At 71.1% G+C, this 25,884-nt stretch carries 23 protein-coding genes; 1 reads left to right on the forward strand and 22 read right to left on the reverse strand.

Annotated elements, in window-relative coordinates; all coding sequences use genetic code 11:
- Positions 1-36: 36 nt before the first annotated feature.
- From dnaE to ACWGO8_RS18825, 21 genes are all read right to left on the reverse strand, one after another.
- Positions 37-3,507: a DNA polymerase III subunit alpha gene (dnaE, locus tag ACWGO8_RS18725; protein WP_452044588.1), complete on the reverse strand. Its 3,471-nt coding sequence runs from the start codon at positions 3,505-3,507 to the stop codon at positions 37-39.
- A gap of 149 nt (positions 3,508-3,656) precedes the next feature.
- Positions 3,657-4,577 (reverse strand): RluA family pseudouridine synthase, encoded by a 921-nt coding sequence (locus tag ACWGO8_RS18730; protein ID WP_452044454.1) that lies wholly within the window; start codon positions 4,575-4,577, stop codon positions 3,657-3,659.
- 2 nt (positions 4,578-4,579) lie between these two features.
- Positions 4,580-5,266 (reverse strand): signal peptidase II, encoded by a 687-nt coding sequence (gene lspA / locus ACWGO8_RS18735; RefSeq protein WP_452044455.1) that lies wholly within the window; start codon positions 5,264-5,266, stop codon positions 4,580-4,582.
- A complete protein-coding gene (locus tag ACWGO8_RS18740; RefSeq protein WP_452044456.1) occupies positions 5,256-5,936 on the reverse strand; it encodes a DivIVA domain-containing protein in 681 nt (226 codons plus the stop codon). Before ACWGO8_RS18740 ends, lspA begins: the two co-directional genes overlap by 11 nt.
- Before the next feature lie 117 nt (positions 5,937-6,053).
- Positions 6,054-6,371: a YggT family protein gene (locus ACWGO8_RS18745; RefSeq protein WP_376954490.1), complete on the reverse strand. Its 318-nt coding sequence runs from the start codon at positions 6,369-6,371 to the stop codon at positions 6,054-6,056.
- Positions 6,372-6,377: 6 nt separating this feature from the next.
- Positions 6,378-6,860, reverse strand: coding sequence for a cell division protein SepF (locus tag ACWGO8_RS18750; protein WP_376954489.1), 483 nt, complete (start codon positions 6,858-6,860; stop codon positions 6,378-6,380).
- A 33-nt stretch (positions 6,861-6,893) separates the two neighbouring features.
- Positions 6,894-7,565: a YggS family pyridoxal phosphate-dependent enzyme gene (locus tag ACWGO8_RS18755; RefSeq protein WP_452044457.1), complete on the reverse strand. Its 672-nt coding sequence runs from the start codon at positions 7,563-7,565 to the stop codon at positions 6,894-6,896.
- Positions 7,566-7,596: 31 nt separating this feature from the next.
- The gene (gene ftsZ, locus ACWGO8_RS18760) at positions 7,597-8,820 is read right to left on the reverse strand and encodes a cell division protein FtsZ (RefSeq protein ID WP_452044458.1); all 1,224 of its coding nucleotides are present in this window, start codon (positions 8,818-8,820) and stop codon (positions 7,597-7,599) included.
- Between the two features lie 222 nt (positions 8,821-9,042).
- Positions 9,043-10,206 carry an FtsQ-type POTRA domain-containing protein gene (locus ACWGO8_RS18765; protein ID WP_452044459.1) on the reverse strand — a complete coding sequence of 388 codons (1,164 nt, stop codon included), beginning with the start codon at positions 10,204-10,206 and terminating at the stop codon, positions 9,043-9,045.
- A 13-nt stretch (positions 10,207-10,219) separates the two neighbouring features.
- Positions 10,220-11,623, reverse strand: coding sequence for a UDP-N-acetylmuramate--L-alanine ligase (gene murC / locus ACWGO8_RS18770; protein WP_452044460.1), 1,404 nt, complete (start codon positions 11,621-11,623; stop codon positions 10,220-10,222).
- Positions 11,624-11,729: 106 nt separating this feature from the next.
- Positions 11,730-12,830 carry a UDP-N-acetylglucosamine--N-acetylmuramyl-(pentapeptide) pyrophosphoryl-undecaprenol N-acetylglucosamine transferase gene (locus ACWGO8_RS18775; RefSeq protein ID WP_452044461.1) on the reverse strand — a complete coding sequence of 367 codons (1,101 nt, stop codon included), beginning with the start codon at positions 12,828-12,830 and terminating at the stop codon, positions 11,730-11,732.
- Positions 12,827-14,080, reverse strand: a complete 1,254-nt coding sequence (gene ftsW / locus ACWGO8_RS18780; protein WP_452044462.1) for a putative lipid II flippase FtsW — start codon at positions 14,078-14,080, stop codon at positions 12,827-12,829. The genes ACWGO8_RS18775 and ftsW overlap by 4 nt, the downstream gene beginning before the upstream one ends.
- Positions 14,040-15,596 (reverse strand): UDP-N-acetylmuramoyl-L-alanine--D-glutamate ligase, encoded by a 1,557-nt coding sequence (gene murD, locus ACWGO8_RS18785; RefSeq protein WP_452044463.1) that lies wholly within the window; start codon positions 15,594-15,596, stop codon positions 14,040-14,042. The genes ftsW and murD overlap by 41 nt, the downstream gene beginning before the upstream one ends.
- Positions 15,581-16,678, reverse strand: a complete 1,098-nt coding sequence (mraY, locus tag ACWGO8_RS18790) for a phospho-N-acetylmuramoyl-pentapeptide-transferase (protein ID WP_376954479.1) — start codon at positions 16,676-16,678, stop codon at positions 15,581-15,583. The genes murD and mraY overlap by 16 nt, the downstream gene beginning before the upstream one ends.
- 58 nt (positions 16,679-16,736) lie before the next feature.
- The gene (locus ACWGO8_RS18795) at positions 16,737-18,149 is read right to left on the reverse strand and encodes a UDP-N-acetylmuramoyl-tripeptide--D-alanyl-D-alanine ligase (RefSeq protein ID WP_452044464.1); all 1,413 of its coding nucleotides are present in this window, start codon (positions 18,147-18,149) and stop codon (positions 16,737-16,739) included.
- Positions 18,146-19,693: a Mur ligase family protein gene (locus tag ACWGO8_RS18800; RefSeq protein WP_452044465.1), complete on the reverse strand. Its 1,548-nt coding sequence runs from the start codon at positions 19,691-19,693 to the stop codon at positions 18,146-18,148. Before ACWGO8_RS18800 ends, ACWGO8_RS18795 begins: the two co-directional genes overlap by 4 nt.
- Positions 19,694-19,706: 13 nt before the next feature.
- Positions 19,707-21,500, reverse strand: coding sequence for a peptidoglycan D,D-transpeptidase FtsI family protein (locus tag ACWGO8_RS18805; RefSeq protein ID WP_452044466.1), 1,794 nt, complete (start codon positions 21,498-21,500; stop codon positions 19,707-19,709).
- 20 nt (positions 21,501-21,520) lie between these two features.
- The gene (locus ACWGO8_RS18810) at positions 21,521-22,108 is read right to left on the reverse strand and encodes a hypothetical protein (RefSeq protein WP_452044467.1); all 588 of its coding nucleotides are present in this window, start codon (positions 22,106-22,108) and stop codon (positions 21,521-21,523) included.
- Positions 22,105-23,058: a 16S rRNA (cytosine(1402)-N(4))-methyltransferase RsmH gene (rsmH, locus tag ACWGO8_RS18815; protein WP_452044468.1), complete on the reverse strand. Its 954-nt coding sequence runs from the start codon at positions 23,056-23,058 to the stop codon at positions 22,105-22,107. The genes ACWGO8_RS18810 and rsmH overlap by 4 nt, the downstream gene beginning before the upstream one ends.
- A gap of 97 nt (positions 23,059-23,155) precedes the next feature.
- A complete protein-coding gene (mraZ, locus tag ACWGO8_RS18820) occupies positions 23,156-23,587 on the reverse strand; it encodes a division/cell wall cluster transcriptional repressor MraZ (protein ID WP_148735185.1) in 432 nt (143 codons plus the stop codon).
- Positions 23,588-23,920: 333 nt separating this feature from the next.
- On the reverse strand, positions 23,921-24,307 hold the full coding sequence (locus ACWGO8_RS18825) for a DUF3040 domain-containing protein (protein WP_376954471.1): 387 nt from the start codon (positions 24,305-24,307) through the stop codon (positions 23,921-23,923).
- 74 nt (positions 24,308-24,381) lie between these two features.
- Between ACWGO8_RS18825 and ACWGO8_RS18830 the strand changes: the two genes are divergently transcribed.
- A complete protein-coding gene (locus ACWGO8_RS18830) occupies positions 24,382-25,494 on the forward strand; it encodes a polyprenyl synthetase family protein (RefSeq protein ID WP_452044469.1) in 1,113 nt (370 codons plus the stop codon).
- A 48-nt stretch (positions 25,495-25,542) separates the two neighbouring features.
- On the opposite strand, the gene ACWGO8_RS18835 is transcribed toward ACWGO8_RS18830, so the two are convergent.
- Positions 25,543-25,881: an Rv2175c family DNA-binding protein gene (locus ACWGO8_RS18835; RefSeq protein WP_452044470.1), complete on the reverse strand. Its 339-nt coding sequence runs from the start codon at positions 25,879-25,881 to the stop codon at positions 25,543-25,545.
- Positions 25,882-25,884: the final 3 nt, after the last annotated feature.

Raw genomic sequence — 25,884 nt, forward strand, 5'->3', positions numbered from 1 at the left:
CGTACCGACGTCGGCGACCCCGGCCCGCGGCCGGCGTCACACCAGGCAGTTCGGGCCGAGCAGGCTCTTGATCTCGCCGTAGAAGTCGGCCGTGACCTTCACCGGGTACGGCAGCTCGAAGACCCGTGCGGTGCGGCCCTTCACGAGCTTCAGCCGCACCTCGGTGTCGCCCGCATGCCGGATGAGCACGTCGCCGAGCGCCGTGATCGTGTCGGTCGTGGCGCGCACGTCGGGCAGGGAGATGACGACCGGGCCGGACTCGTCGCCCTGCCCGAGCTCAGGCGAGAACACACTGTACGCGTGCAGGTTCATGCCGTCGTCGCGAAGGCTCACGCGACCGCGCACCACGACGATCGAGTCGCCCCGCAGCCCTGGCGCGAACTCCTGGTACGCCTTGCCCATGAACATGACGGTGATCTCGCCCGAGAAGTCCTCGACCTGGATCATGCCGTACTGGTTGCCGCTCTGGCGGGCGACCCGATGCTGCACGCTCGTGACGAGGCCGGCGATCGTGACGGTCTCGCCGTCCTGCGTGGCATCCGACGACACCAGCTCGGTGATGGTGGTCGACGCGTGCTTCGCGAGCGGCGCCTCGAGTCCCGCGAGCGGGTGATCGGAGACGTAGAGCCCGAGCATCTCGCGCTCGAACGCCAGCTTGTCGCGCTTGGCCCACTCGGGCCGGTCGGGCACGAGCGACGGCGCCGCCTCGCGCTCGTGGTCCTCGAAGAGGCTGTCGAAGTCGAAGCCGACGTCGCCGACCTCCTCGGCCCGCTTCTCCTTCACGGCCGACTCGACCGCGCCCTCGTGGATCTCGACGAGCGCCCGGCGCGTGTGCCCGAGCGAGTCGAACGCGCCCGCCTTGACCAGCGACTCGACGGTGCGCTTGTTCGCGACCTGGATCGGCACCTTCTTCAGGAAGTCGTGGAACGACTCGAACCGGCCCTTCGCCTCGCGCGCGGCCCGGATCGCGTCGACCACGTTGAAGCCGACGTTGCGCACCGCGCCGAGTCCGAACCGGATGTCGTCGCCGACGGCCGCGAAGAACCCGATGGACTCGTTCACGTCGGGCGGCAGCACCTTGATGCCCATGCGGCGGCACTCGTTGAGGTAGAGCGCGAGCTTGTCGCGCGCGTCTCCGACGCTCGTGAGCAGGGCCGCCATGTACTCGGCCGGGTAGTGCGCCTTGAGGTACGCGGTCCAGTAGCTGAGCACGCCGTAGGCGGCCGAGTGCGCCTTGTTGAACGCGTAGTCGGAGAAGGGCAGCAGGATGTCCCACAGCGTCTTCACCGCGGCATCCGAGTAGCCGTTGTCGTGCATGCCCTTCGAGAAGCCCTCGTACTGCTTGTCGAGCTCGGACTTCTTCTTCTTGCCCATCGCGCGGCGCAGGATGTCGGCCTGTCCGAGCGAGAACCCGGCGACGCGCTGGGCGATCGCCATGACCTGCTCCTGGTAGATGATGAGGCCGTAGCTCGTGTCGAGGATGTCCTTCAACGGCTCCTCGAGCTGCGCGTGGATGGGCGTGATGGGCTGCAGCGCGTTCTTGCGGAGCGCGTAGTTGATGTGCGAGTTCGCGCCCATCGGGCCCGGACGGTACAGCGCGATGACGGCGGAGATGTCCTCGAAGTTGTCGGGCTTCATCTGCCGCAGGAGTGAGCGCATCGGGCCGCCGTCGAGCTGGAACACGCCGAGGGTGTCGCCGCGCGAGAGGAGCGCGTACGCCTCGGGGTCGTCGAGCTCGAGGTCTTCGAGCACCGGTCGGAAGCCGCGGTTCGCCTCGATGTTGTCGAGGGCGTCGTCGATGATCGTGAGGTTGCGCAGCCCCAGGAAGTCCATCTTGATGAGGCCGAGCGACTCGCACGCCGGGTAGTCGAACTGCGTGACGATCTGGCCGTCCTGCTCCCGCTTCATGATCGGGATGATGTCGATGAGCGGGTCGCTCGACATGATGACGCCCGCGGCGTGCACGCCCCACTGGCGCTTGAGGTTCTCGAGGCCGAGCGCCGTGTCGAAGACCGTCTTCGCCTCGGCATCCGTCTCGATGAGCGCGCGGATGTCGCCCGCCTCCTTGTAGCGCGGATGGGCGGGGTCGACGATGCCCGAGAGCGGGATGTCCTTGCCCATGATCGCGGGCGGCATCGCCTTGGTGAGCTTCTCCCCCATTCCGAACGGGAAGCCGAGCACGCGACTCGAGTCCTTGAGGGCCTGCTTCGCCTTGATCGTGCCGTACGTGACGATCTGCGCGACGCGCTCGTCGCCGTACTTCTCGGTGACGTACCGGATCACCTCGCCGCGCCGGCGCTCGTCGAAGTCCACGTCGAAGTCGGGCATCGACACGCGATCGGGGTTGAGGAAGCGCTCGAAGATGAGCCCGTGCCGGAGCGGGTCGAGGTCGGTGATGCGCATCGCGTAGGCCGCCATGGAGCCGGCGCCCGAGCCGCGGCCCGGGCCGACGCGGATCCCGTTGCGCTTCGACCAGTTGATGAAGTCGGCGACGACGAGGAAGTAGCCGGGGAAGCCCATCTGCGAGATGACGCCGACCTCGTAGTCGGCCTGCGCGCGGACGTCGTCGGGGATGCCGTTCGGGTAGCGCACGTGGAGGCCGCGCTCGACCTCCTTCACGAACCAGCTCTCCTCGCTCTCGCCCTCGGGCACGGGGAACCGTGGCATGTAGTTGGCGCTCGTGTTGAACTGCACGTTCGCCCGCTCGGCGATGAGCAGGGTGTTGTCGCACGCCTCGGGGTGATCGCGGAACAGGTGCCGCATCTCGGCCGCGGTCTTCAGGTAGAACTCGTCGGCATCGAACTTGAAGCGGTTGGGGTCGTCGAGCGTCGAGCCCGACTGCACGCAGAGCAGCGCCGCGTGGCTCTTCGCGTCGTGCGCGTGGGTGTAGTGCAGGTCGTTGGTGGCGACGAGCGGCAGGTCCAGCTGCTTCGCGAGGCGCAGCAGGTCGTCCATGATGCGCTTCTCGATGCCGAGCCCGTGGTCCATGATCTCGGCGAAGTAGTTCTCGCGGCCGAAGAGGTCGCGGTACTCGGATGCCGCCTTCACCGCCTCGTCGTACTGACCGAGCCGCAGGCGCGTCTGCACCTCGCCGCTGGGGCATCCGGTCGTGGCGATGAGCCCGGCGGAGTACTGCGAGAGCAGTTCGCGGTCCATGCGCGGCTTGAAGTAGTAGCCCTCGATCGAGGCGCGGCTCGAGAGCCGGAACAGGTTGTGCATGCCCTCGGTCGTTTCGGACAGCAGGGTCATGTGGGTGTACGCACCGGAGCCGGACACGTCGTCTTCACCGCCGTTGCCCCAGCGCACGCGCGTGCGGTCGCCGCGCGCCGTGCCCGGCGTGATGTACGCCTCGGTGCCGATGATCGGCTTGATGCCGGCGTCGGTCGCCTGCTTCCAGAAGTCGTAGGCGCCGAACACGTTGCCGTGGTCGGTGACCGCGACCGCGGGCATCTCCTGCTCCTGCGCGGCCTTGATGAGCTCCCCCACCCGAGCGGCGCCGTCGAGCATCGAGTACTCGGAATGGACGTGCAGGTGGACGAAGGAATCGGCGGCCACGGGGCTCCTCATCAGGTACTGCGGGTGGATCTCGGGGGTGCTCCGAGTCTACGGCGACCCTGCGACGCGGAGGGCAGGACGCGCCCTCGCCCGTGGTCGCCTCAGTCGCCGCGCAGCACGTCGAGCGCGTGCGCGAGGTCGGCCGGGTACTCCGACTCGAAGGTGGTCCAGTGGCCGGTGCCCGGATGCGTCAGCGAGAGCTCCTTCGCGTGCAGCCACTGCCGGGTCAGGCCGAGCCTGGCCGAGAGCGTCGGGTCGGCGCCGTACATGGCGTCGCCGGCGCACGGATGCCGCTGCGCCGCCATGTGCACGCGGATCTGGTGCGTGCGGCCGGTCTCGAGGTGCACCTCGAGGAGCGACGCGAACGGGAACGCCTCGATCGTCTCGTAGTGCGTGACCGCGTGCTTGCCGTCGGCCGTGACGGCGAACTTCCACTCCGACCTCGGGTGCCGGCCGACCGGCGCGTCGATCGTGCCGGCCAGCGGATCGGGGTGCCCCTGCACGACCGTGTGGTAGATCTTCTCGACCTCTCGGTCGTGGAACTGGCGCTTCAGCTCGGTGTAGGCGCGCTCGGACTTCGCGACGACCATGAGCCCGCTCGTGCCGGCGTCGAGCCGGTGCACCACGCCCTGCCGTTCGGGCGCGCCCGACGTCGAGATACGGAAGCCGGCCGCGGCGAGGGCGCCGACGACCGTGGGCCCGTCCCAGCCGAGCGACGGATGCGCCGCGACGCCCGCGGGCTTGTCGACGACCACGACGTCGTCGTCGTCGTGCACGATGCCGAGGTCGGGCACCGCGACCGGCACCACCTCGAGGGTGCGCGGCGGCTCCCAGTTCACCTCGAGCCACGCGCCGGCGCGAAGCCGATCGGACTTGTCGACCGTGGCGCCGTCGAGCGCGGCTCCCCCGGCGGCCGCGATGTCCGCGGCCTGGGTGCGCGAGAACCCGAGGAGCTTCGCGAGCCCCTGGTCGACGCGCACGCCGTCGAGCCCGTCGGGCACGGGGAACGAGCGATGCTCCATGCTCAGGACTCGGCGGCGAGCTGCGTGCCCGCGAGCGGGGTCCTGCCGTCGCCCGTGGCGGGAGCGCGGTCGACGCCGTCGGCCGTCGCCGCACCGGGTGCCGCCGCGTCGGGACCGGAGCCCGCCTCGGCGTCGACCTCGGCCTCCGCGTCGCGCGCGGCATCCGATCGCTTCGACTCGCGGGTGCCGTCGAGGCCGACGCCCCGGATCGTGAGGATCATGAAGAGCACCATGCTCGACACGATGGAGATGTCGGCGACGTTGTAGATCGCCGGCAGCATCCACGGGGTCGAGATGAAGTCGATCACGTGGCCGAGTCCGAAGCTCGGCTCACGGAGGAGCCGATCGGTGAGGTTGCCCAGCACGCCGCCGAGCAGGAGCCCGAAGACGAGCGCCCACGCGACGGAGTGGATGCGGCGGGCGAACCACACGATGAACGTGATGACGCCGGCCGCGAGGATCGTGAAGATCCACGTCATTCCGCTCGCGAGCGAGAAGGCCGCACCGGGGTTGCGCACGAACTGCCACTGCAGCACCGGTCCGAGCACCTGCACGACCTCGCCCTCGGTGAGGTTCGTGACGACGAGGTACTTGCTCAGCTGGTCGAGCCCGTAGACCGCGAGGGCGGCGCCGAGCAGGATGAGGAGCGCAGCGGTGGTGCCGACCTTCGCGGCCCGCTCAGCCGCCAAAGCCCTGGAAGGTCGGAGCGGGGGTCTGCTCGGCGGGGATGCCCGAGGAGAAGCCCTGGTTGCCCGAGACCTGCACCGGCGCGGCGGTGTCGAGGTCGCGCAGCTGGCCCTCGATGTAGCTCTTCAGCTTGGCGCGGTAGTCGCGCTCGAACACGCGGAGCTCGTCGACGCGCTTCTCGAGCGCGATGCGCTCCTGGTCGAGGATGCCCATCTGCTGGCGCTGCTTGGCCTCGGCCTCGGCGACGACGCGCGCGGCGGTGGCGTGGCCCTCGGCGATCAGCGCGTCGCGCTTCTCGATGCCCTCGCGCACGTGCTCTTCGTGGAGGCGGCGGGCGAGCTGCAGGAGGTTCGTGGTCGAGGTCTGCTCGTCGAGCTCGGACTGCGGCGCGGCGGGCGCCTGCGTCGGCACGGCGACGGTGGGCGGCGGGGCGGCCGGCTCGGTGTAGACCGCGGCGGGGGCCGGCGCAGCGGGAGCGGCCTTCGACGCGTCCGCGGCACGGGCCTCGGCCGCGGCCAGGCGCTGGCGCAGCTCCTCGTTCTCGCCGTTCAGCCGGCGGAGCTCGACGACGACCTCGTCGAGGAAGTCATCGACCTCGTCCTGGTCGTAGCCCTCCCGGAACTTCGTCGCCTGGAAGCGCTTGTTGACCACATCTTCCGGAGTTAGCGCCATGGCTTCCCATCCCTCGAATCTGTCGGACCGTTTCGATCACGTTCTGCTAACGGTAGCAAAGACCTCATGAGGGCCGCAGTGCCGAACGTCACGGCGTGCCACCCTCGCAGGAGATCGTCAGCCGGATGCCGCGGCTCCGGCCGCCAGCCAGGACACGACGGTCATGGCGACGATGACGAGCAGCATGGCCAGGCTCCACCCGAGGTCGAGTGCGACCTGGCCGATGCGTATCGGCGGCACGAGCCGCCGGAAGAAGCGCACGGGCGGATCCGTGACGCTGTAGATGACCTCCACCAGCACGAGCCAGAATCCGCGCGGACGCCAGGTGCGATTGAACGTGCGCACCAGATCGAGCACGAACCGCGCCCACATCACGAAGAAGTAGATGAGCAGGAGCGTGTAGAGGATGTTCCAGACGACGGCCAGTGCGCCCACAAGCGGCTACGCGTGGGTGAAGAAGGACGCGTCGACGTCTCCGTCGGCCTCGCCCGCCTCGCCCGACACCACGACGTGGGCCGGCGAGAGCAGGAACACCTTGCTCGTCACCCGTTCGATCTTGCCGTAGAGGCCCTGCGAAAGTCCACTCGCGAAGTCGATCAGGCGACGCGCGTCGCCGTCCGACATCTGCGAGAGGTTGATGATGACGGGTACTCCCTCTCGGAAGGACTCGGCGATGACCTGCGCGTCACGGTACTGACGCGGGTGCACGGTGAGGATCTCGTTCATCTCCGCCTGCGGTGTGCTCGGGGGTACCTGGTGCTTGCGAAGCGGCGTCACGGCCGCTCCGGTCTTGGGTGCGGGGGCTGGTGCCGCCGCGTGCACGATCGGTGCAGCGGGCGCCGGCGCGGCCTGGGCTGCCTCGTGCTCGAGCTCCTCATCGGCGAGTCCGAGGTAGACCATGGTCTTCTTGAGCGGGTTCGACATCGCTGCCTCCGTCTTCGATCCGTCTCTTCGAGGCTAACCGGCATCCGGCCGATTGCCGGTGATTGCCGTGCCGATCCTCAGGTGTGTCGCGCCCTCCAAGATGGCGTCCCGGAAATCGTGGGACATCCCCATGGACAGCGAGCCCGCCTCGGGTGCGATCCGCTGCACGCGCTCCGACAGCAGGCGCACCCGGGCGAACGCCGGACGCGGCGGCTCGCCGAGCGGCGCGACCGCCATGAGCCCGCGCAGCCGGAGGCCCGGCGTGGCGAGCACGTGCTCCACGAGCGCGTCGAGGTCGTCGGGCTGCACGCCCCCGCGCTTCGGGTCGTCGGTCAGGTTCACCTGCACGAAGCAGTCGACGGATGCCTCGTCGGACCGCAGCGCGTCGACGAGCGACGTCCGGTCGACAGAGTGGATCGCCGACGCGTAGGCACGCACCTGCCGCGCCTTCTTGCCCTGCAGCTGCCCGACGAAGTGCCAGCGCACGTCGACGTCGGCGAGCTCGGCGGCCTTCTGCTGCGCCTCCTGGTGCCGGTTCTCGCCGATGTCGTGCACGCCGAGCTCAACGAGGTCGCGGATGAGCGACACCGGCTGGAACTTCGTCACGACGATGGTGGTCACCTCGTGCGGGTTCCGGCCGGCGTCCCGCGCGGCATCCGCGATGCTGCCCTGCACCGAGGCGAGCCGTTCGGCGAGGTCGTTCATGGACCTCTCCGCACGACCCGCCGCTCGGGCATCACTTGAGGAAGTCGGGGATGTCGAGGTCGTCGCCGTCGTCCTCGAACGCGGGATCCGAGACGATCTGGTCGGCGGCCGCCGTCGGCGCCTCGCCCCAGTTGGCGGTCTCGACGAGCTCGTCGATGTCGATCTCGCCGATCACGTCGGCGGCCTCGCCGCCGAGCGACGAGCCGCCGAGCGATGACCCGCCGACGGCGGCTCCGCCGACCGCCGCCCCGACCGCGGCCGGCACGAAGTTCGTCCGCCTCGCCTCGACCGGCTGCTTCGCGTTCGGCTCGCCACCGTCGAAGCCCGCCGCGATGACCGTGACGCGGACCTCGTCGCCGAGGGTGTCGTCGATGACGGCGCCGAAGATGATGTTCGCCTCGGGGTGCACGGCCTCCTGGACGAGGCGCGCCGCGTCGTTGATCTCGAAGATGCCGAGGTTCGAGCCGCCCTGGATCGAGAGCAGCACGCCGTGGGCGCCGTCGATCGATGCCTCGAGCAGCGGACTCGCGACGGCGAGCTCCGCGGCCTTGATCGCCCGGTCGGCGCCGCGCGAGGACCCGATGCCCATGAGGGCGGAGCCCGCGCCCTGCATGACGGACTTCACGTCGGCGAAGTCGAGGTTGATCAGGCCGGGGGTCGTGATGAGGTCGGTGATGCCCTGGACACCGGCGAGGAGCACCTGGTCGGCCGTGGCGAACGCCTCGAGCATCGAGATCCCGCGATCGCTGATCTCGAGCAGGCGGTCGTTGGGCACGACGATGAGGGTGTCGACCTCCTCCTTCAGGCGGGCCACGCCCTGCTCGGCCTGCGTCTGGCGCCGCTTGCCCTCGAAGCCGAACGGCTTCGTCACGACGCCGATGGTGAGGGCTCCGATCGACTTCGCGATGCGCGCGACGACGGGAGCGCCGCCCGTGCCGGTGCCGCCGCCCTCGCCCGCGGTGACGAAGACCATGTCGGCGCCCGCGAGCGCCTCCTCGATCTCCTCCGCGTGGTCCTCCGCGGCACGCCGTCCGACCTCCGGGTCGGCACCCGCGCCGAGGCCACGGGTCAGGTCGCGGCCGACGTCGAGCTTGACGTCCGCGTCGGACATGAGCAGGGCCTGCGCGTCGGTGTTGATCGCGATGAACTCGACTCCCCGCAGGCCGAGCTCGATCATGCGGTTGACGGCGTTGACACCGCCGCCGCCGATGCCGACGACCTTGATCACTGCGAGGTAGTTCTGGTTAGTCGACATCTCCGGCCCTCCGTGCGAACTCTGAACCTTGAACCTCTAGTCGAGGGTTAAAGTTTTGCTGAGTATGCAATTCCTGATTCGAAGGTAGGTGCCTGCCGCGCACGGCTCGGCAATGACGCCCCGCGTGTCGCGAACCGTCGGCGAAGGACGCTGCGATCGGCCCGCCTCGAGCACCATCCGGCTCCCGTTCGACCCCGATCGGCGATCAGGAGTCGTCGGCGCTCAGGACGTCACGGGGCTCGTCGGCGCCGACACGTCGTACTGCGCGACGGTGTCGGGCGGCGCCGCGCGCATGAGCGCGGCGAGCACCGTGGCCTTCAGCGCGGACTCCTCCGCGCTCCCCCACACGACGCTCGCGCCGCCCTCCAGCTCGAGGCGCACGTCGTCGGCGGTGTCCGCGGTGGCGCGCGCGAGCTGCGACCGCACGTCGGCCGGAAGGCTCCGCACCACTCCCGCGACGGCGCGGAAGCCCGCGCCCGCCACGCCGCCCTCGACCTCGATGAGCGGCTGGCCTGGGGGGCGCTCGTCGGGGCGTTCGATCACGACGCCCGCGCCGTCGACGAGCTCGAGCCCCGACCCGGTGTCGATCACGCCCACCGGCGTGCGCTCGACGATGCGCACCACCAGGGTGCCGGGCGGGATCGTCTCGGTCGCGTACGTCTCGATGAGCGGGAAGCGCTCGAGCGCGGCCTGCACCTCGGCGCCGTCGATGAGCGGGAGCGGCGTGCCGAGCAGCGTCGCGAATGCGCCCTGCACCTGATCGGCCGGGATGCGCTGCGCGCCCTCGACGCGCACCTCGCGCAGGGCCATGAGCGGGGAGTACGCGCCGATGCCGACCACCGCGACGACGGCGAGCACGGCGCCGACGGCCACGGCCCAGGTGATCCGGCGGCGACGCGAACGCTTGGTGAAGCGGCGCACCTCCTGGCGCTCGTAGCGGCGTCGCTCGCGTGCCGCGGCGGCCAGGGCGCGCTTCGCGGCGCGGGGACTGCGAGGCTCGTCGGCGGCTCTCCCGACGCCGTCGCCGGCGGGACCGCGCACGTCGGCCGCGTCCGGCGATCCGGCCGGCCGCCGCGGGTCGCCGAGATCGCGCAGGTCGGGCAGCACCTCGGTCGCGCTCGTCGCAGACGACGGTCGCGACACCGCGGGCGCCGGCGGAGTCACGACGGGGTTCGCGGCGGTGGGACGAACCGGGGCGCCGACGACCACAGGGATCGGCTCGGTGGAGGTGCGGTCGGCGGCGGGCGGCGAGATCGCCCGCCCGACCGGCGCCGCAGCAGCCGACGACGTCGCCGCATCGGGCGACGACGTGCCCTGGCCCCGCACCGCCCCGCGGTCGGCCGCCCGCGGCGCGGGAGCCCGGTCGAAGCCCTGGGGGCGCTTCACGCGCGGGGCATCCTCACTCGCGCTCCCGCTCGAGCGAGCCGAGCAGCTGCGGCACGATGCGGTAGACGTCGCCGCAGCCGAGCGTGATCACGAAGTCGCCGTCGCGTGCGATCTTCGCCGTGTGGTCGGCGGCCTCCTGCCAGTCGACGATGAACGCGACCTTCGAGGCGTCCGCGAACCGCTCGCTGACGAGCGCGCCGGTCACGCCGGGCACGGGGTCCTCGCGGGCGCCGTACACGTCGAGCACGACGGTCTCGTCGGCGTACTGCTCGAGCACGTCGGCGAACTCCTGCGCGAAGGCCTGGGTGCGACTGTAGGTGTGCGGCTGGTGGACCGCGATGATGCGACCGTCGCCCACGACGGTGCGCGCCGCGGCCAGGGCGGCGGCGACCTCGGTCGGGTGGTGCGCGTAGTCGTCGTAGACGCTCACGCCGCCGACGGTGCCGTGCAGCTCGAAGCGCCGGCCGGTGCCGCCGAACTTCTCGATGCCCGCGAGCGCCGCGGCCGGGTCGTGGCCGAGGCCGACGAGCACGGCGAACGCGCCCACCGCGTTGATCGCGTTGTGGCGTCCGGGGATGCGCAGGCGCGCGGTGTAGGTCGCGCCGTCGTAGTCGATCGCGAAGGCCACGGGACCGTCGGTCTCGACGGAGTGCACGCGCACCGTGGCATCCGCCGCCTCGCCGAACGTGACGACAGTGCCGTGCGAGAGCCGCTCGCGCACGCGCGTCGCCCCAGGGTCGTCGGACGAGATGACGACGAGCTCGCGCGCGCGGTCGGCGAAGTCGACGAACGCCTGCTCGAACGCGTCGCGCGAGCCGTAGTGGTCGAGGTGGTCGGGGTCGACGTTCGTGATGAGCGCGATCGAGGTGTCGTAGAGCAGGAACGAGCCGTCGGACTCGTCGGCCTCGACGACGAACAGCTCGGCGTCGCCCGCGGCCGAGCTCACGCCGAGGTCCGCGATCACGCCGCCGTTCACGAAGCTCGGGTCCTCGCCGAGCTCGAGCAGGCCCGTCACGATCATGCCGGTCGAGGTGGTCTTGCCGTGCGCGCCCGCGACCGAGACGAGGCGCCGGCCGCAGATGAGCGCCGCGAGCGCCTGCGACCGGTGCAGCACGGGCAGGCCGCGCTGCAGCGCGAGCTGGTACTCGGGGTTGTCCTGCCAGAGCGCGCCCGTCACGACGACCGTGTCGACGTCGTCGGGCAGGTTCGCGGCGTCGTGCCCGATGGCGACCACGGCACCGAGCTCGCGCAGCGCCCCGATGTTCGCGGAGTCGCGCACGTCGGATCCGGTGACCCGGTGCCCGTCGCCCAGCACGAGTCGGGCGATGCCGCTCATGCCCGAGCCGCCGATGCCGACGAAGTGCACGGCGCCGAGGTCGGCGGGGATCTGGGCGGTGGGGTCGGGCTTGATGGTCACTGCGGCGGTTCTTCCTCGGGGCGATGGGTGCGAAGCGATGCGTGCGTTGCGTTCGATGCGGTCCGGTCGGCGGGTGGCGGATGCCGCGGCATCCGCTCACTCAACGTTACGCGCTGCCGGCCGAGTCGCCGGCACCCCCGCCGAGTGCCGCGTCGACGAGCGCCACCATCCGGTCGGTGCCGTCGCGATGGCCGACGGATGCCGCGGCCGCGGCCATGGCGTCGACCCGGCCGCGATCGCCGAGCAGCGGCACGAGCTCGGTCGCCACCCACTCGGGCGTGAAGTCGGCGTCGTCGACGAGGACGCCGCCGCCCGCGCCGACCACGTCGGCCGCGTTGAACCGCTGTTCGCCGTTGCCGACCGGGTACGGCACGTACACCGCCGGGATGCCGAGCGCGGCGAGCTCGCTCACGGTCGCGGCGCCCGCGCGGGACACGGCGAAGTCGGCCAGGGCGAGCGCGAGGTCCATGCGGTCGGCGTACTCGACCATGCGGTAGTCGGGCAGGCCGGGGTCCTCCACGTCGGACGACGCGCCCGTGATGTGCAGCACCTGCCAGCCGGTGGCCGCGAGGGCCGCGGCGCTCGCCACCATGGTGCGGTTGATGCGCCGTGCCCCGAGGGAGCCGCCCGTCGCGAGCAGGACCGGGCGCCCCGGGTCGAGCCCGTACAGCGCGGCGGCCTCCTCGCGGAGGCCCGCCCGGTCGAGCACCTCGATCTCGCGGCGCAGCGGCATGCCGACGACCTCCGCGTGCTTCAGGGGCGTGCCGCCGAACGCGACGCCGACGCCCGCGGCCCACCGCGAGCCGAGCCGGTTCGCGAGCCCGGGCTTCGCGTTGGCCTCGTGGATGGCGACCGGCACGTCGGCGCGGCGCGCCGCGAGGTAGGCGGGCGTGGCGACGTAGCCGCCGAAGCCGACGACGACGTCGACGCCGCGCTCCTCGATGATCGACCGCACGTCGTCGATCGACCGGCGGAAGCGCGAGGGGAACGCCACGGCCGCGCGGTTCGGACGGCGCGGGAACGGGACCTTCGCGATCGTGAGCAGCTCGTAGCCGCGCTGGGGCACGAGCCGGGACTCGAGCCCCTCCGCGGTGCCGAGCACGAGCACCTCGTCGTCGGGGTTCCGCTCGCGGAGCCGGTCGGCGACGGCGAGCAGCGGATTCACGTGGCCGGCGGTCCCTCCGCCGGCCAGCAGGTACGTGGTCATCGCGCCGGCCGTCCGGTCGATCGGGCCGTGGTGCGGGCCTGCGCGCGAGCGGCCGCACGCACGGATGCCTCGGGGTCGCGCGCCACCGACAGCACCACGCCGATCGCGAAGAGCGTCGTGAGCAGGGCGGTGCCGCCCGCAGAGACGAGTGGGAGGGGGACGCCGAGGACGGGGAAGACTCCGAGCACGACACCGATATTGACACAGGCCTGACCGACGACCCACACCAGGACGGCTGCGGTCACCGCCTTCGCGAACGGCGTGCGCGCCGCGCGCAGCACGCGCGCGAACGCGATCGCGAGCAGCACGAACAGGCCGATCACGACGACCGCGCCGATGAGGCCGAGCTCCTCGCCGATGATCGCGAAGATGAAGTCGTTGTCGGCCGCGGGCAGCCACGACCACTTCGCGGTCGAGTTGCCGAGCCCGACGCCGAAGATCCCGCCGTTGGCGAGCGCGAACCGGCCGTGCTGGATCTGCCAGCAGTCGTCGTTGTCGAACTGCGTGCAGTTCTCCTGCAGGAACGCGGTGATGCGACGCATCCGGCTGTCGCTCGACACCGCGACGATCACGAAGACGACGCCGCCGAGGAGCACGACCGGCAGCAGGAGCCGAAGGCGCACCCCGATGAGGAAGAGCGCGCCGATGAGCATCGCGCCCATGATCATGACGGTGCCGAGGTCGCCGCCGAGGAGCACGAGTCCGATCGCGCCGCCACCGACGAGGAGGATCGGCAGGATGCCCCGCCCGAAGTCGTCGAGGAGCCCCTGCTTCTTCGTGACGATGAGGCCGAGCCAGATCACGAGCGCGACCTTGATGAGCTCCGACGGCTGGAACTGCACGCCGCCGATGGCGAGCCAGTTCGTGTTGCCGCCCACCGTGATGCCGAGCGGCGTCGCGACGACGAGCAGCTGCAGCACGCACGACACGAGCAGCAGCGGCCAGGCGGCCACCATCCACGCGCGTTCGGGCATCCGACTCGCGATGAGCATGATCGGCACGCCGAACAGCGCGTACAGGCCCTGCCGCTGGGCCTGCACGAAGAACCCGCCATCCTCGAGGTTCGACTCGACCGACGACGACGACAGCACCATCACGAGGCCGAACACCACGAGGAATATCGTCGTGCCGAGCAGCAGGAAGTAGTCCTTCGACTCGACGCGGAAGACGCGCCCGAGCCGGATGCGGGCGGCGGAGACGCCCGCGGCCTCAGCCTTCGGGGGTCGGGCCGTGCGGGGCGGAGTCGCCATCCGCCTCACCTCCCAGCCTCGCCCTGACCGCCTCGTGGAACCGCCGGCCTCGGTCGGCGTAGTCGGCGAACTGATCCATGGACGCCGCGGCGGGAGCGAGCAGGACCGTGTCCCCCTCTTCCGCCACGGCGGCGGCCAGCGCGACCGCCTCGGGCATCACCGTCTCAGTGTCGTCGGTGGCCACCTCGAAGAGGGGCAGCTCGGGCGCGTGTCGCCGGAACGCCGTGACGAGCGCGGCCCGGTCGACGCCGATCACGATCGCGGCGCGCAGCCGGCTGGCGTGCGCGGCGACGAGCGCGTCCGCATCGACGCCCTTGAGCAGGCCGCCCACGATCCAGACGACGCGGCCGAACGCGCGCAGCGACGCCTCGGCCGCGTGCGGGTTGGTGGCCTTGGAGTCGTCGATCCAGCGGATGCCGCCGGCCACCGCGACCGTCTCGATGCGGTGGGCGTCGAGCCGGAACTCCCCCAGCGCGTCGTGGATGACGCCCACGGGCACGCCGTACGAGCGCGCGAGGGCGGACGCCGCGAGGATGTTCTGCACGACGTGCGGTGCCGACAGCCCGTGCGGCTCGAGCTCGGACACCGTGACGATCTCGAGCGCGGCGGTGCGCCGCTCCTCGAGGAACGCCCGGTCGCAGAGGATCCCCTCGACGACGCCGAAGTCGCTCGGCCCCGGCACGTCGAGCCCGAACCCGATAGCGCGGGCGCCCTCCTCGACGTCGGCCTCCTCGACCATGTGCATGGTCGCCTCGTCGGCGCGGTTGTAGACGCAGGCGACCTTCGTGTTCTCGTAGACGGTGGCCTTCGCCGCGCGGTACGCCTCGGCCGAGCCGTGCCAGTCGAGGTGGTCGTCGGCGATGTTGAGGCACACGCTGGCCCACGGATGCAGCGCCCCCGGCCCCGTCTTCGGGAGGTGGTGCAGCTGGTAGCTCGACAGCTCGACCACGAGCACGTCGAACCCGCCCGGGTCGCGGACGGCGTCGAGCACGGGCACGCCGATGTTGCCGCACGGCGCCGCGCGCAGGCCGTTGGCCGCGAGGAACGTGGCGGCGAGCTGCACGGTCGTGGTCTTGCCGTTCGTGCCGGTCACGAGGATCCACTCGGCGGCGTTCACCTTGTCGCGCACGCGCCAGGCGAGCTCGATGTCGCCCCAGACGGCGACGTCGTTCGCGGACGCCCACTCGAGCACGGGGTGATCGGGGTGGAAGCCGGGCGACGCGACGACGAGCTCGGGCTCGAACGCGACGAGCTCGTCGGGCACCGCGTCGAGCGGATGCCGCACCAGCCGAGCCCCGATGACCTCGAGGATGCGGGCGCGGTCGTCGTCGACGGCCGGTGCGAGCACCAGCACGTCCGCGCCGAGCTCGGTCAGCGTGTCCGCGACGGCGAACCCGGTGACGCCGAGTCCGAGCACCGCGACGCGGAGCCCGCGCCAGTCGGCGTTCCAGCTCGTGAGGGTCTCGAGCCGGGCGGCGATGCGCGCGGCATCCGGATCGGTCAACTCTGCAGCCATTCGAAGTAGAAGCTCCCGACGCCGGCCGCCACGAACAGGCCGGCGATGATCCAGAACCGCACGACGATCGTGACCTCGGCCCAGCCCTTGAGCTCGAAGTGGTGGTGGATCGGACTCATGAGGAACACGCGCTTGCCGCCCGAGAGCTTGAAGTACGCCCGCTGCACGATGACCGAGCCGGTCTCGATGACGAAGAGGCCGCCGATGAGGAGCAGGAGCAGCTCGGTGTGGCTCACGATCGCGAGCGCCGCGAGGGCGCCGCCGAGCGCGAGCGAACCGGTGTCGCCCATGTAGATGTGCGCGGGGTTCGTGTTCCACCAGAGGAAGCCGATGAGGCCGCCGACGATGGCCGTCGCCACGATCGCGATGTCGAGCGGGTCGCGCACCTCGTAGCAGCGGTACGCGTCGCTCGGATTGAGGTTCTCGCTGAAGCACGACTGGTTGAACTGCCAGAAGCCGATGATGACGAACGAGCCGATGGCCAGGATCGACGCGCCGCCCGCCAGGCCGTCGAGGCCGTCGGTGACGTTCACGCCGTTCGACGCCGCGACCGTGAGGAGACAGATCCAGATGACGTAGAGGATCACGCCGACGATCGTGCCGAACACCATGAAGTCGAGCGGCAGGTCGCGGATGAACGAGATGCTCGTGTTCGCCGGCGTGACCGCGTGGTCGTTCGGGAACTGCAGCGCGAGCAGCGCGAACGCCGTCGCCACCACGACCTGGCCGAGGATCTTCGCCCATCCGCCGAGGCCGAGGCTCTGCTTCTTGCGGGTCTTCAGGAAGTCGTCGATGAACCCGACGATGCCGAGCCCGACCATCATGAACAGGATGAGCATGGCCGACGCGGTCGGCGGCTCGCCGCTCACGAGGAACGTCGCCCCGAAGTAGCCGAACAGGCTGCCGAGGATGAAGATGATGCCGCCCATCGTGGGCGTGCCGCGCTTGACGTGGTGGCTCTTCGGCCCGTCGTCGCGGATGAACTGGCCCCATCCGATGCGCGTGAACAGCCGGATGAACAGCGGCGTGAGGAACAGCGTGAAGGCGAGCGACAACGCTCCGGCGGTCAGCAGAGCTCTCACGCGAACCATTCTCCAAATCGGTCGCCGAGCAGGCGGATCGTCAGTGCTGCGCCGCCGCTCATGCGAACCATTCTCCCAGTCGGTCGCCGAGCAGGCGGAGACCCGCCGAGTTCGACGATTTCACCAGCACGGTGTCGCCCGGCCGGGCGATCGAGGTCACGAGGTCGAACGCCTCGTCGGCGGTCTCGACGTAGGCGGACTCGCCGTCCCACGACCCCTCGTTGATGGCCGTGATGTGGAGGCGACGCGCGCCGGGCCCCACCACGACGAGCTGCGAGATGCCGAGCCGCACGGCGAGCAGGCCGATGCGGTCGTGCTCCTCGCCCGAGAACTCGCCGAGCTCGCTCATCTCGCCGAGCACGGCGATGGTGCGCGTGCCCGGCTCCTGGACCTGCGCCAGCGTCTTGAGCGCGGCCGACATCGAGTCGGGGCTCGCGTTGTAGGCGTCGTTGATGATCGTGACGTCGTCGCGCCCGCCCATGACCTCCATGCGCCAGCGCTCGGCGAGCGTCACGGTCTCGAGCGCCGCGACGATCGCCGGCAGCGGCACGCCGAGCTCGAGCGCCGCGGCGGTGGCCGCGAGGGCGTTCATGATGTGGTGCTCGCCGAGCACGCCGAAGCGCACGCGGGCGGATGCCCCGCCGGGAGCCGTGACCGTGAACTCCGTGCCGCGCGCGTGCACGACCAGGTCGGTCGCCCGCACGTCGGCGCGCTCGCCGAGTCCGAACCACACGACGCGGGCCGCGGTGACGTCGGCCATCGAGGCGACGCGCGGGTCGTCGGCGTTGAGCACGGCGACCTCGTCGGCCGTGAGCTCGGTCACCATCTCGGACTTGGCGCGCACGGTCTGCTCGATGCCGCCGAACTCGCCGGCGTGCGCGAGGCCGACCTTCAGCACGACGCCGATGTCGGGGTGCGCCATGCGCACGAGCCGGGCGATCTCGCCGACGGCCGACGCGCCCATCTCGGCGACGAGGAACTCGGTGTCGTCGGTGAGCTCGAGCGCCGTGATCGGGCCGCCGACCTCGTTGTTGAACGACTTGCGCGATGCGACGGTGTCGCCCTGCGCGGTGAGGATCTCGCGGAGCAGGTTCTTCGTCGTGGTCTTGCCGTTCGAGCCGGTGACGCCGACGATCCGCAGGCGCCCGCGCGCCCGCACGCGACGCACGACCTCGGTGGCGAGGGCACCGAGCGCGTCGACCGAGTCGGCGACGACGACCTGCGGGACGGGAAGCTCGAGGACCCGCTCGACGACGAGCAATGCTGCGCCCTGCTCGACGGCGGCCGGCGCGAACCGGTGCCCGTCGTCGAACTCGCCGCGCTTGGCGAAGAACACGTCACCCGACCCGACCTCGCGGGAGTCGGTGGTCACGACGCCGTCGACGACCGTGGCGGCCGTGGCATCCGTGCCCTGGAGGTGCAGCATGCCGTCGACCGCCGAGGCGATCTCGGCGAGGGTGAGGGAGATCATGCGTCCCAGCCCGCCTCGCGCAGTGCCTGCTTCGCGTCGTCTCTGGCTGAGTACGGGATCTTCACGCCCTTCACCTCGTGGTAGTCCTCATGGCCCGGTCCGGCGTAGAGGATCGCGTCCCCCTCGCCGACCAGGGCGACCGCGGCGCGGAACGCCTCGCGCGGATCCGCGATCTCGTGGACCTCGCGATCTGGCACGGCCTCGCGGGCGCCCGCGATGAGCGCGGCGCGGATGGCGGCCGGGTCCTCCCACCGCGGGTGGAAGTCGGTGATCACGACGACGTCGGCGCCGCGGGCGGCGATCGCGCCCATCTCGGCGCGCTTCGTGGTGTCGCGGTCGCCGTCGGCGCCGAACACCATGACGACGCGGCCCGTCGTGAACCGGCGGATGGCGCCGAGCGTCTGCAGGAACGCGTCGGGGCTGTGCCCGTAGTCGATGTAGACGAGCGGCCCGCGCTCCCCCGAGATGCGCTCGGCGCGCCCCGGGATGTACGCGTCGATGCCGCCGTCGCGCTCGAGCACGTGCGCGACCTGCTCGAGGTCGTAGCCCGATTCGACGAGCATGACGATCGCGAGGGCGGCGTTCGCCGCCATGTACCAGCCGAGCAGCGGCACGCGGGTCTCGAGGCGTCGTCCGCCCGGACCTTCGAGCACGAACGAGGTGTACGTCGCGGTCTCCTCGAGCACCTGGAGGCGCCAGTCCGCGTCGACCTCGGGGTCGGTCGAGAGGGTCGTGACGGGGATTCGCGACTCGGCGACGAGGCGACGGCCCCAGTCGGAGTCGATCGTGACGACGCCCCGGCGCGAGCGCTCGGGCTGGAACAGCTCGCGCTTCGCCTCGAAGTACAGGTCCATCGACGCGTAGTCGTCGAGGTGGTCGTGCGACAGGTTCGTGAAGCCGACGACGTCGAACACGAGTCCGTCGACGCGGTGCCGCGAGAGCGCCTGCGCGGAGACCTCGATGCCGACGGCGCGCACGTCGACCTCCTGCATGCGCGCGAGCAGGGCGTGCAGCTCGCTCGCCTCGGGGGTCGTCAGCGAGCTCGTGACCGCCTCGTCGCCGATGCGGCGCTCGGCAGTCGACGTGAGGCCGGCGACCACGCCGAGCTGGCGCAGGATGCCGTAGAGGAGGTACACGACGCTCGTCTTGCCGTTCGTGCCGGTCACGGCGAAGAGCGTGGCGGGGTTGTCGGCGGTGCGGTGGATCCAGGCGGCGACCTCGCCGAGCGCGGCGCGGGCGTCGGGGGTGACGAGGAGCGGCAGGCCCGACTCGGCGGCGAGGTCGACCCCGGCCGGGTCGGTGAGCACGGCCACGGCGCCGCCGTCGCGGGCGGCCGCGGCGAACGACGCGCCGTGCGCGTTGCGGCCGGGCACGCCGACGTAGAGGTCCCCGGGGCGGACGGCCCCGGAGTTGAGCACGACGCCGGTGACCTCGAGGTCGTCGATGTCGCCGCGCACGTCGAGGTCGAACGTCTCGGCCAGGCCGTGAAGCGATCGAGGGCTCGGATGCTGCGGCCGGAGGGCCGTTGGAGGCGATCCGGTCACGAACCCAACTTTCTCACCAGGTGGCTGGCAACTCGGGCGCCGGGGCGCCGGATGGAACGGTCCGATACTTCTTCAGCACCTGGCTCATCACCTGTTGGAAGACGGGAGCGGATGCGGCGGACGAGTTCATCTTAACGGGATTCATGATGCTCACCGAAACGACGAACTGGGGATCGTCGGCCGGCGCGAACCCCGACACCGACACGAGGTAGCCGCTCAGGTAGCCCCCGTTCCCATCGGGAACCTGCGCCGTTCCGGTCTTCGCGGCGACGCGGTAGCCCGGGATCTCCCACTTGTCGGCGAGCCAGCCCTCGAGGTACACGCGCTCGAGCATGGCGCTCGTCTGCTGCGACGCGGCGGCCGAGATGACGCGCTCGCCCTCGGACTGCGCCGGGGTGTCTTCGCCGCATCCGTCGACGAGCCGAACCGGCATCCGCACGCCGCCGTTGGCGATCGTCTGGTACACACTCGCGATCTGCACCGCGGTCGTCGTGAGGCCCTGCCCGAACATGGTGGCGTACTTGGTCTGGTTGTCCCAGCCCTCGGGGCCGCCGTGGAGGTCGCCCGGCTCCTCGCCCGGGAAGCCCACCTCGGTGCGCTCCCCCAGGCCGAACGCGAGCATGTCGTCGTAGCGCTCCTGGTCGCTCAGCCGCTCGCCGAACTGCGACATGCCGGTGTTCGACGACTCGATGAGCACGCCCGTGAGCGTGAGCCGCTCGTCGCCGTGGAATCCGCTGTCGTTGATGTTCGCGCCGTTCGGCGGCAGGTACCGGTAGGGCGCGACGATCTGGCTGACCGGGTCGGCCTTGCCGGCGTCGATGACGGATGCAGCGGTGAGCGCCTTGAACGTCGAGCCGGGCTCGAACGGCGCCGTGAACGCGCGCGACCCACGGTTCGCCGAGTCCGTCGCCGACGGCGCGTTCGGATCGACCGTCGGCACGTCGGCGACGGCGAGCAGCCGCCCGGTCTTCGCCTCCATGACCGTGACCGTCGCCCAGTCGGCGCCAACGGCCTGCACCTGCGCCTCGGCGATCCGCTGCACCATCCACTGCAGGTCGGAGTCGATCGTGAGCTTCAGCGTGCCGCCGTCGTGAGCCTGCTCGTGGACGACCTCGGTGCCCGGGATCTGCACCCAGTCCTCGAGGCTGTGCAGGTAGCTGTACGCCCCGTCCTGCCCGGCGAGGCACTCGTCCTCGGAGTACTCGAGGCCGGCGACGGCGTTGCCGTCGGGGTCGACGAAGCCGATCAGGTTGCCGCCCACTGCGCCGTTCGGGTAGTAGCGGCTCGGGTGCTCCCACGGCACGACCCACGGGATGCCGAGGTCCTTCACGCGCTCGTAGGTGTCGGTGTCGACGAGCTTGGCGACGTAGGCGAAGTCCGACTCGGCGTTCTCGGCGAGCGAGTCGGCGATGATCTGCTGCACCTGCTCGCCCGTCAGGCCGATGACGGCGCCGAGCTCGGCCGCGGACTGCTCGAGCGGCACGTCGACCTGCACGGTCTTCGACGGATCGTTCGGATCGGGCTCCCCGCGCGTGACAGGCCCCGCGTTCGCGTTCTTCGGCGACACCGCGATGTCGTACCGCATGACGGTGTCGGCGAGGACCGTGCCGTTGCGGTCGACGATGTCGCCGCGCGCGCCGTACACGGTGACCGACGTCGAGCGTCGACCCTCGGCCTCCTCGCTGAGCTCCGCTGCCCGCACGACCTGGAGGTCGACGAGCCGCACCACGAACACGCCGACGAGCGCGACCAGCACGACCGCGGCGAGGAGGATCCGGCGCATCGGGTGGCGGCTGGTGCCGTTCATTCGAGCCTTTCCTCGGAGGATCAGTGCGTGGCGGGCGTCGGGAGGCCTTCGGCGGGCGGCGGCGGGGCGACCGGCGGTGCATCGGCTGCGGTCGCCGGCGCCTCCCCCGAGGTCCCCCCGTTCGGAGTCTGCCCCTGCTGCTGCTCGGTCACGAGCGGCACGCCGTCGATGAGCGCATTGGGCACGAGCGGGGCGGATGCAGCGGCGCCGCCGGTCGCGGGCGTCGGCTGGCCGAGCACCGCCCCGTCGGACAGGCGCAGGTACACCGGGTCGGCGTTCGGCACCATGCCGAGCGCCTCGGCGTTGCTCGCGAGGTACTGGGGGGACTCGACGCGGTCGAGGTCCTCGGAGAGCTTCTGGTGCTCGCGTGCGAGCTCCGCCTGCTGCACCTGGAAGGCGTCGATCTCGTACGCGCCCTGCGCGACGGCGATCGACAGCAGCAGCTGGACGGCGACGATGAGCCCGACCCCGCCGAGCGCGATCACGGCATAGGCCAGCCGGGGCTTCGCGCGGCGACCGGGTTCGGGCGCAGGACGGAGGCGTCGCTCGGGCTTCGGGGCGGGGGTCTTCCGGGGTGCGGGGGCGGACTGGGCCGGCAGTGCGGTCACGACGGCCTCCTCACTCGTTCCGCGGCGCGCAGGCGCACCGGCTTCGCACGCGGGTTCTCCGCCTGCTCGGATTCGCTCGCCAGCTCGGCGCCCCGGACGAGGAGGCGGAACTGCGGCTTGTGCTCGGGCAGCTCCATCGGCAGGCCGGGAGGAGCCGAGGAGGTGGACGCCGTCGCGAGCACCCGCTTCACGATGCGGTCCTCCAGCGACTGGTAGGCCAGGACGACGATCCGGCCGCCGAGGGCGATCGAGTCGAGCGCGGCCGGCATCGCGCGCTGGAGCACGGACAGCTCCTCGTTCACCTCGATGCGCAGCGCCTGGAAGACCCGCTTGGCGGGGTGCCCCTGACGCTGCACGGCGACGGGCGTGGCATCCGTGAGGATCGCGACGAGCTGCCCCGAGCGCGTGATGGGCTCCTCGGCGCGCGCCCGGACGATCGCCCGGGCGTAGCGCTGGGCGAGCTTCTCCTCCCCGTACTCCTGGAAGATGCGGCGCAGCTCCTGCTCGCTCGACTCGGCGATCACGTCGGCCGCGGTGCGGCCCCGCGTGGAGTCCATCCGCATGTCCAGCGGGGCATCCTTCGCGTAGGCGAACCCGCGCTCGGCGCGATCGAGTTGCAGCGACGAGACGCCGAGGTCGAAGAGCACACCCTGCACCTCGTCGAAGCCCTCGGACCGGATCGCCTCGGCGATGCCGTCGTAGACCGTGTGCACGAACCGGGCGCGGTCGCCGAACGCGGCGAGCCGCTCGCGCGCGATGGCGAGGGCGTCGGTGTCGCGGTCGAGGCCGATGACCGTGAGCTTCGGGAACCGCTCGAGGAACGCGCGACTGTGGCCGCCCATGCCGAGCGTGGCATCGACGAGGACCGCGCCCTCCGCCTCGATGGCAGGAGCGAGCAGCTCGACGGTGCGTTCGAGCATGACGGGGGTGTGGATGCGTTCGATGTCCATGATTCCTTCGGGACCGGTTCCCGGACTCCGATCCCCATCCGTTCGTCCTGGTGCGGGGAAGTGCATCAGGCGCACGGCTGGGAGTCGCAATCCGGGACTAGAACAGCCCGGGGATCACCTCCTCCGCCGTCTCCGCGAAGGCCGCCTCCTGCTCGGCGAGGTATGTCTGCCATGCCTCGGCATCCCAGATCTCCACCCGGCTGCCGGCACCGATGACTGCGAGGTCTCGGTCCAGCCCCGCATAGCTGCGGAGCGTGGCAGGGATGGTGACCCGATGCTGCTTGTCGGGGGTCTCCGCGGATGCCCCCGAGAGGAAGACGCGCATGTAGTCGCGCGCCTGCTTGCTCGTCACGGGGGCCTGGCGGATCTTGTCGCTCATCTGCTCGAACTCCCGTGCGCTGAACACGTAGATGCAGCGCTCCTGCCCGCGCGTGAGCACGAGGCCGGTCGAGAGCTCCTCCCGGAACTTCGCCGGAAGAATGACGCGACCCTTCTCATCGAGCTTCGGTTCGTAGGTTCCGAGGAACATCGCGCCACCCCCTTTCCTCCGGCCAGGATCCAGGTGACCCCACTTTACTCCACTCTCATCCACCGATCAACGACATTCGCTCGTTTCCGGGCACGCTGCGGTGTGAGATCCCTGTGAATACGGGGTGATCCGATCGTGGAGCGGAGTGGAGGGAATTCGCCCAACCGGGAGGAGACCGGGCGCGCCCGGGAGGTTTTCGGGGAGGAAACGCTCCGTTGCCGGCCGCTTCAGGGGCGGAGACGGGCGATGCGGGGCATCCGGACGCCGCTCAGGAGACGAGAAACGGGCCGATCCGAAGATCGACCCGTCGAGGTGGTGGGAAGTGGAGGGCGGCTAGTCCCGACCCTCCTGCCTGCGGTCCCAGCGGTCGTTCAGGCGGTCCATGAACCCGCCGCCCGAGCGCTTGCCCTTCGACGAGCCCGAAGTGGGCTCGGCCGGGGCCGGCGCGGCCGCGCCGCGCTTGCCGGGGGTGATGGCCAGGAGCACGCCGCCGAACATGAGCGCGAAGCCGATGACGCCGACGATCAGCAGCTGGAGCGCGACGCCGGCGATGAGGGCGCCGATGCCCGCGACCGCGAGCAGCACGCCGAGCACGATGGAACGGTAGTTCGGCCGACGACCCCGAACGCCACCCACCGCATGCACGAAATCCGCGTCGTTGCGATAGAGGTTGCGCTCCATCTCCTCGAGAAGACGTTGCTCCTGCTCTGAAAGCGGCATCTCATTCCCCTCAGGCTCGGGATCGACGCATCCGTGGTCATTCTAGCGCCGCGTCGCCTCGCTAGGCTAGGCGCGTGGCTCGTGGTTCCCGGCTCGTCGATCTGGTCCAAACGCGCATCGAGGACTTCCTCGCTGAACGCACTTCCATTCTCCGCTCCATCAGCCCCGACCTCGACCCGCTCGACGAGTTCTCAAGGCGCTTTCTCAGCGGCGGCAAGCGCTTCCGGGCGCTGTTCTGCTACTGGGGGTGGGAGGCGGTCGCGGGGCGCGGGTCCGACCCGTTCGAGTCCGACCGCGGGCGCGATCATTACCCCGTCGTCTCGGCCGCCTCGGCCCTCGAGCTGTTCCACGCCGCGGCGCTCGTGCACGACGACATCATCGACAATTCCGACACCCGTCGCGGAGCCCCCTCGGCGCACCGGCTCTTCGAGTCGCTGCACGCCGAGTCGGGCTGGGCGGGCGGCTCGGCGGACTTCGGACGCGCGTCGGCGATCCTGCTCGGCGACCTCCTCCTCGGCTGGAGCGACGAGCTGCTCGGCGACGGGCTGGACGCGGTGGCCGATCGCGAGGCGGCGCGTGCCGCTCGCGCCGAGTTCATGCGCATGCGCACGGAGGTGACGTCGGGGCAGTACCTCGACATCCTCGAGGAGCGGGCCTGGCTCGTGCAGCCCGAGGCGGAGCAGCGCACCCGCGCCGAGCGCGTGATCGTCTACAAGTCGGCGAAGTACTCGATCGAGTCGCCACTCGTCATCGGCGGCGCGCTGGCCGGCGCGTCCGCGGCGCAGCTCGCGGCGTTGCGGGGGTTCGGCCTCCCACTCGGCATCGCGTACCAGCTGCGCGACGACCTGCTCGGCGTCTTCGGCGACCCCGAGGTCACCGGCAAGCCGAGCGGCGACGACCTCCGCGAGGGCAAGCGCACGATGCTCGTCGCGATCGCACGCGAACGGCTGGCGCCCGGGCAGCGCCGGCTTCTCGACGAACTGCTCGGCGATCCCGACCTCGGCGCCGACCAGGTGCGGATGCTGCAGCGCACGATCTCCGAGTGCGGCGCCGTGGAGGAGATCGAGGCCATGATCGCCGACAACGTCGCTCGTGCGACGGCGGTGCTCGAAGAGGCCCCGATCAGCCGCGACGCGCGCGCCGAGCTCGGCTCGCTCGCGAGGGCCGTGACGCGCCGCACGAGCTGACCCGGAGGCGGGCGCCCGATCGCGCGGTCGCGCTGCAGCCGTTCCGGGTCAGGCCAGGGCCTGGGCGACCCGGCGCACCTCGGACTTGCGACCCGCGCGCAGCGCGGCAATGGGGCTCGTGCCGAGGCTGTCGTCCTCGCCGATCAGCCACTCGAGCGCCTCGGCGTCGCTGAAGCCGGCGTCGGCGAGCACCACGGCGGTACCGTGCAGCTCGGGCAGCGGCGCGTCGTCGCGGAGGAAGGACGCCGGCACCTTCAGCACGCCGTCGACGCGCGCCGCCAGCAGGTGGCGGTCGTCGATGAGCTTGCGGATGCGGCTCGGGGTCTGCCCGAGCAGCTCGACGAGGTCGGGAACGGTCAGCCACTCGATCTGGTCGTCGTCGGTCACGGG

This window comes from Agromyces sp. NPDC055661 (assembly GCF_053618135.1).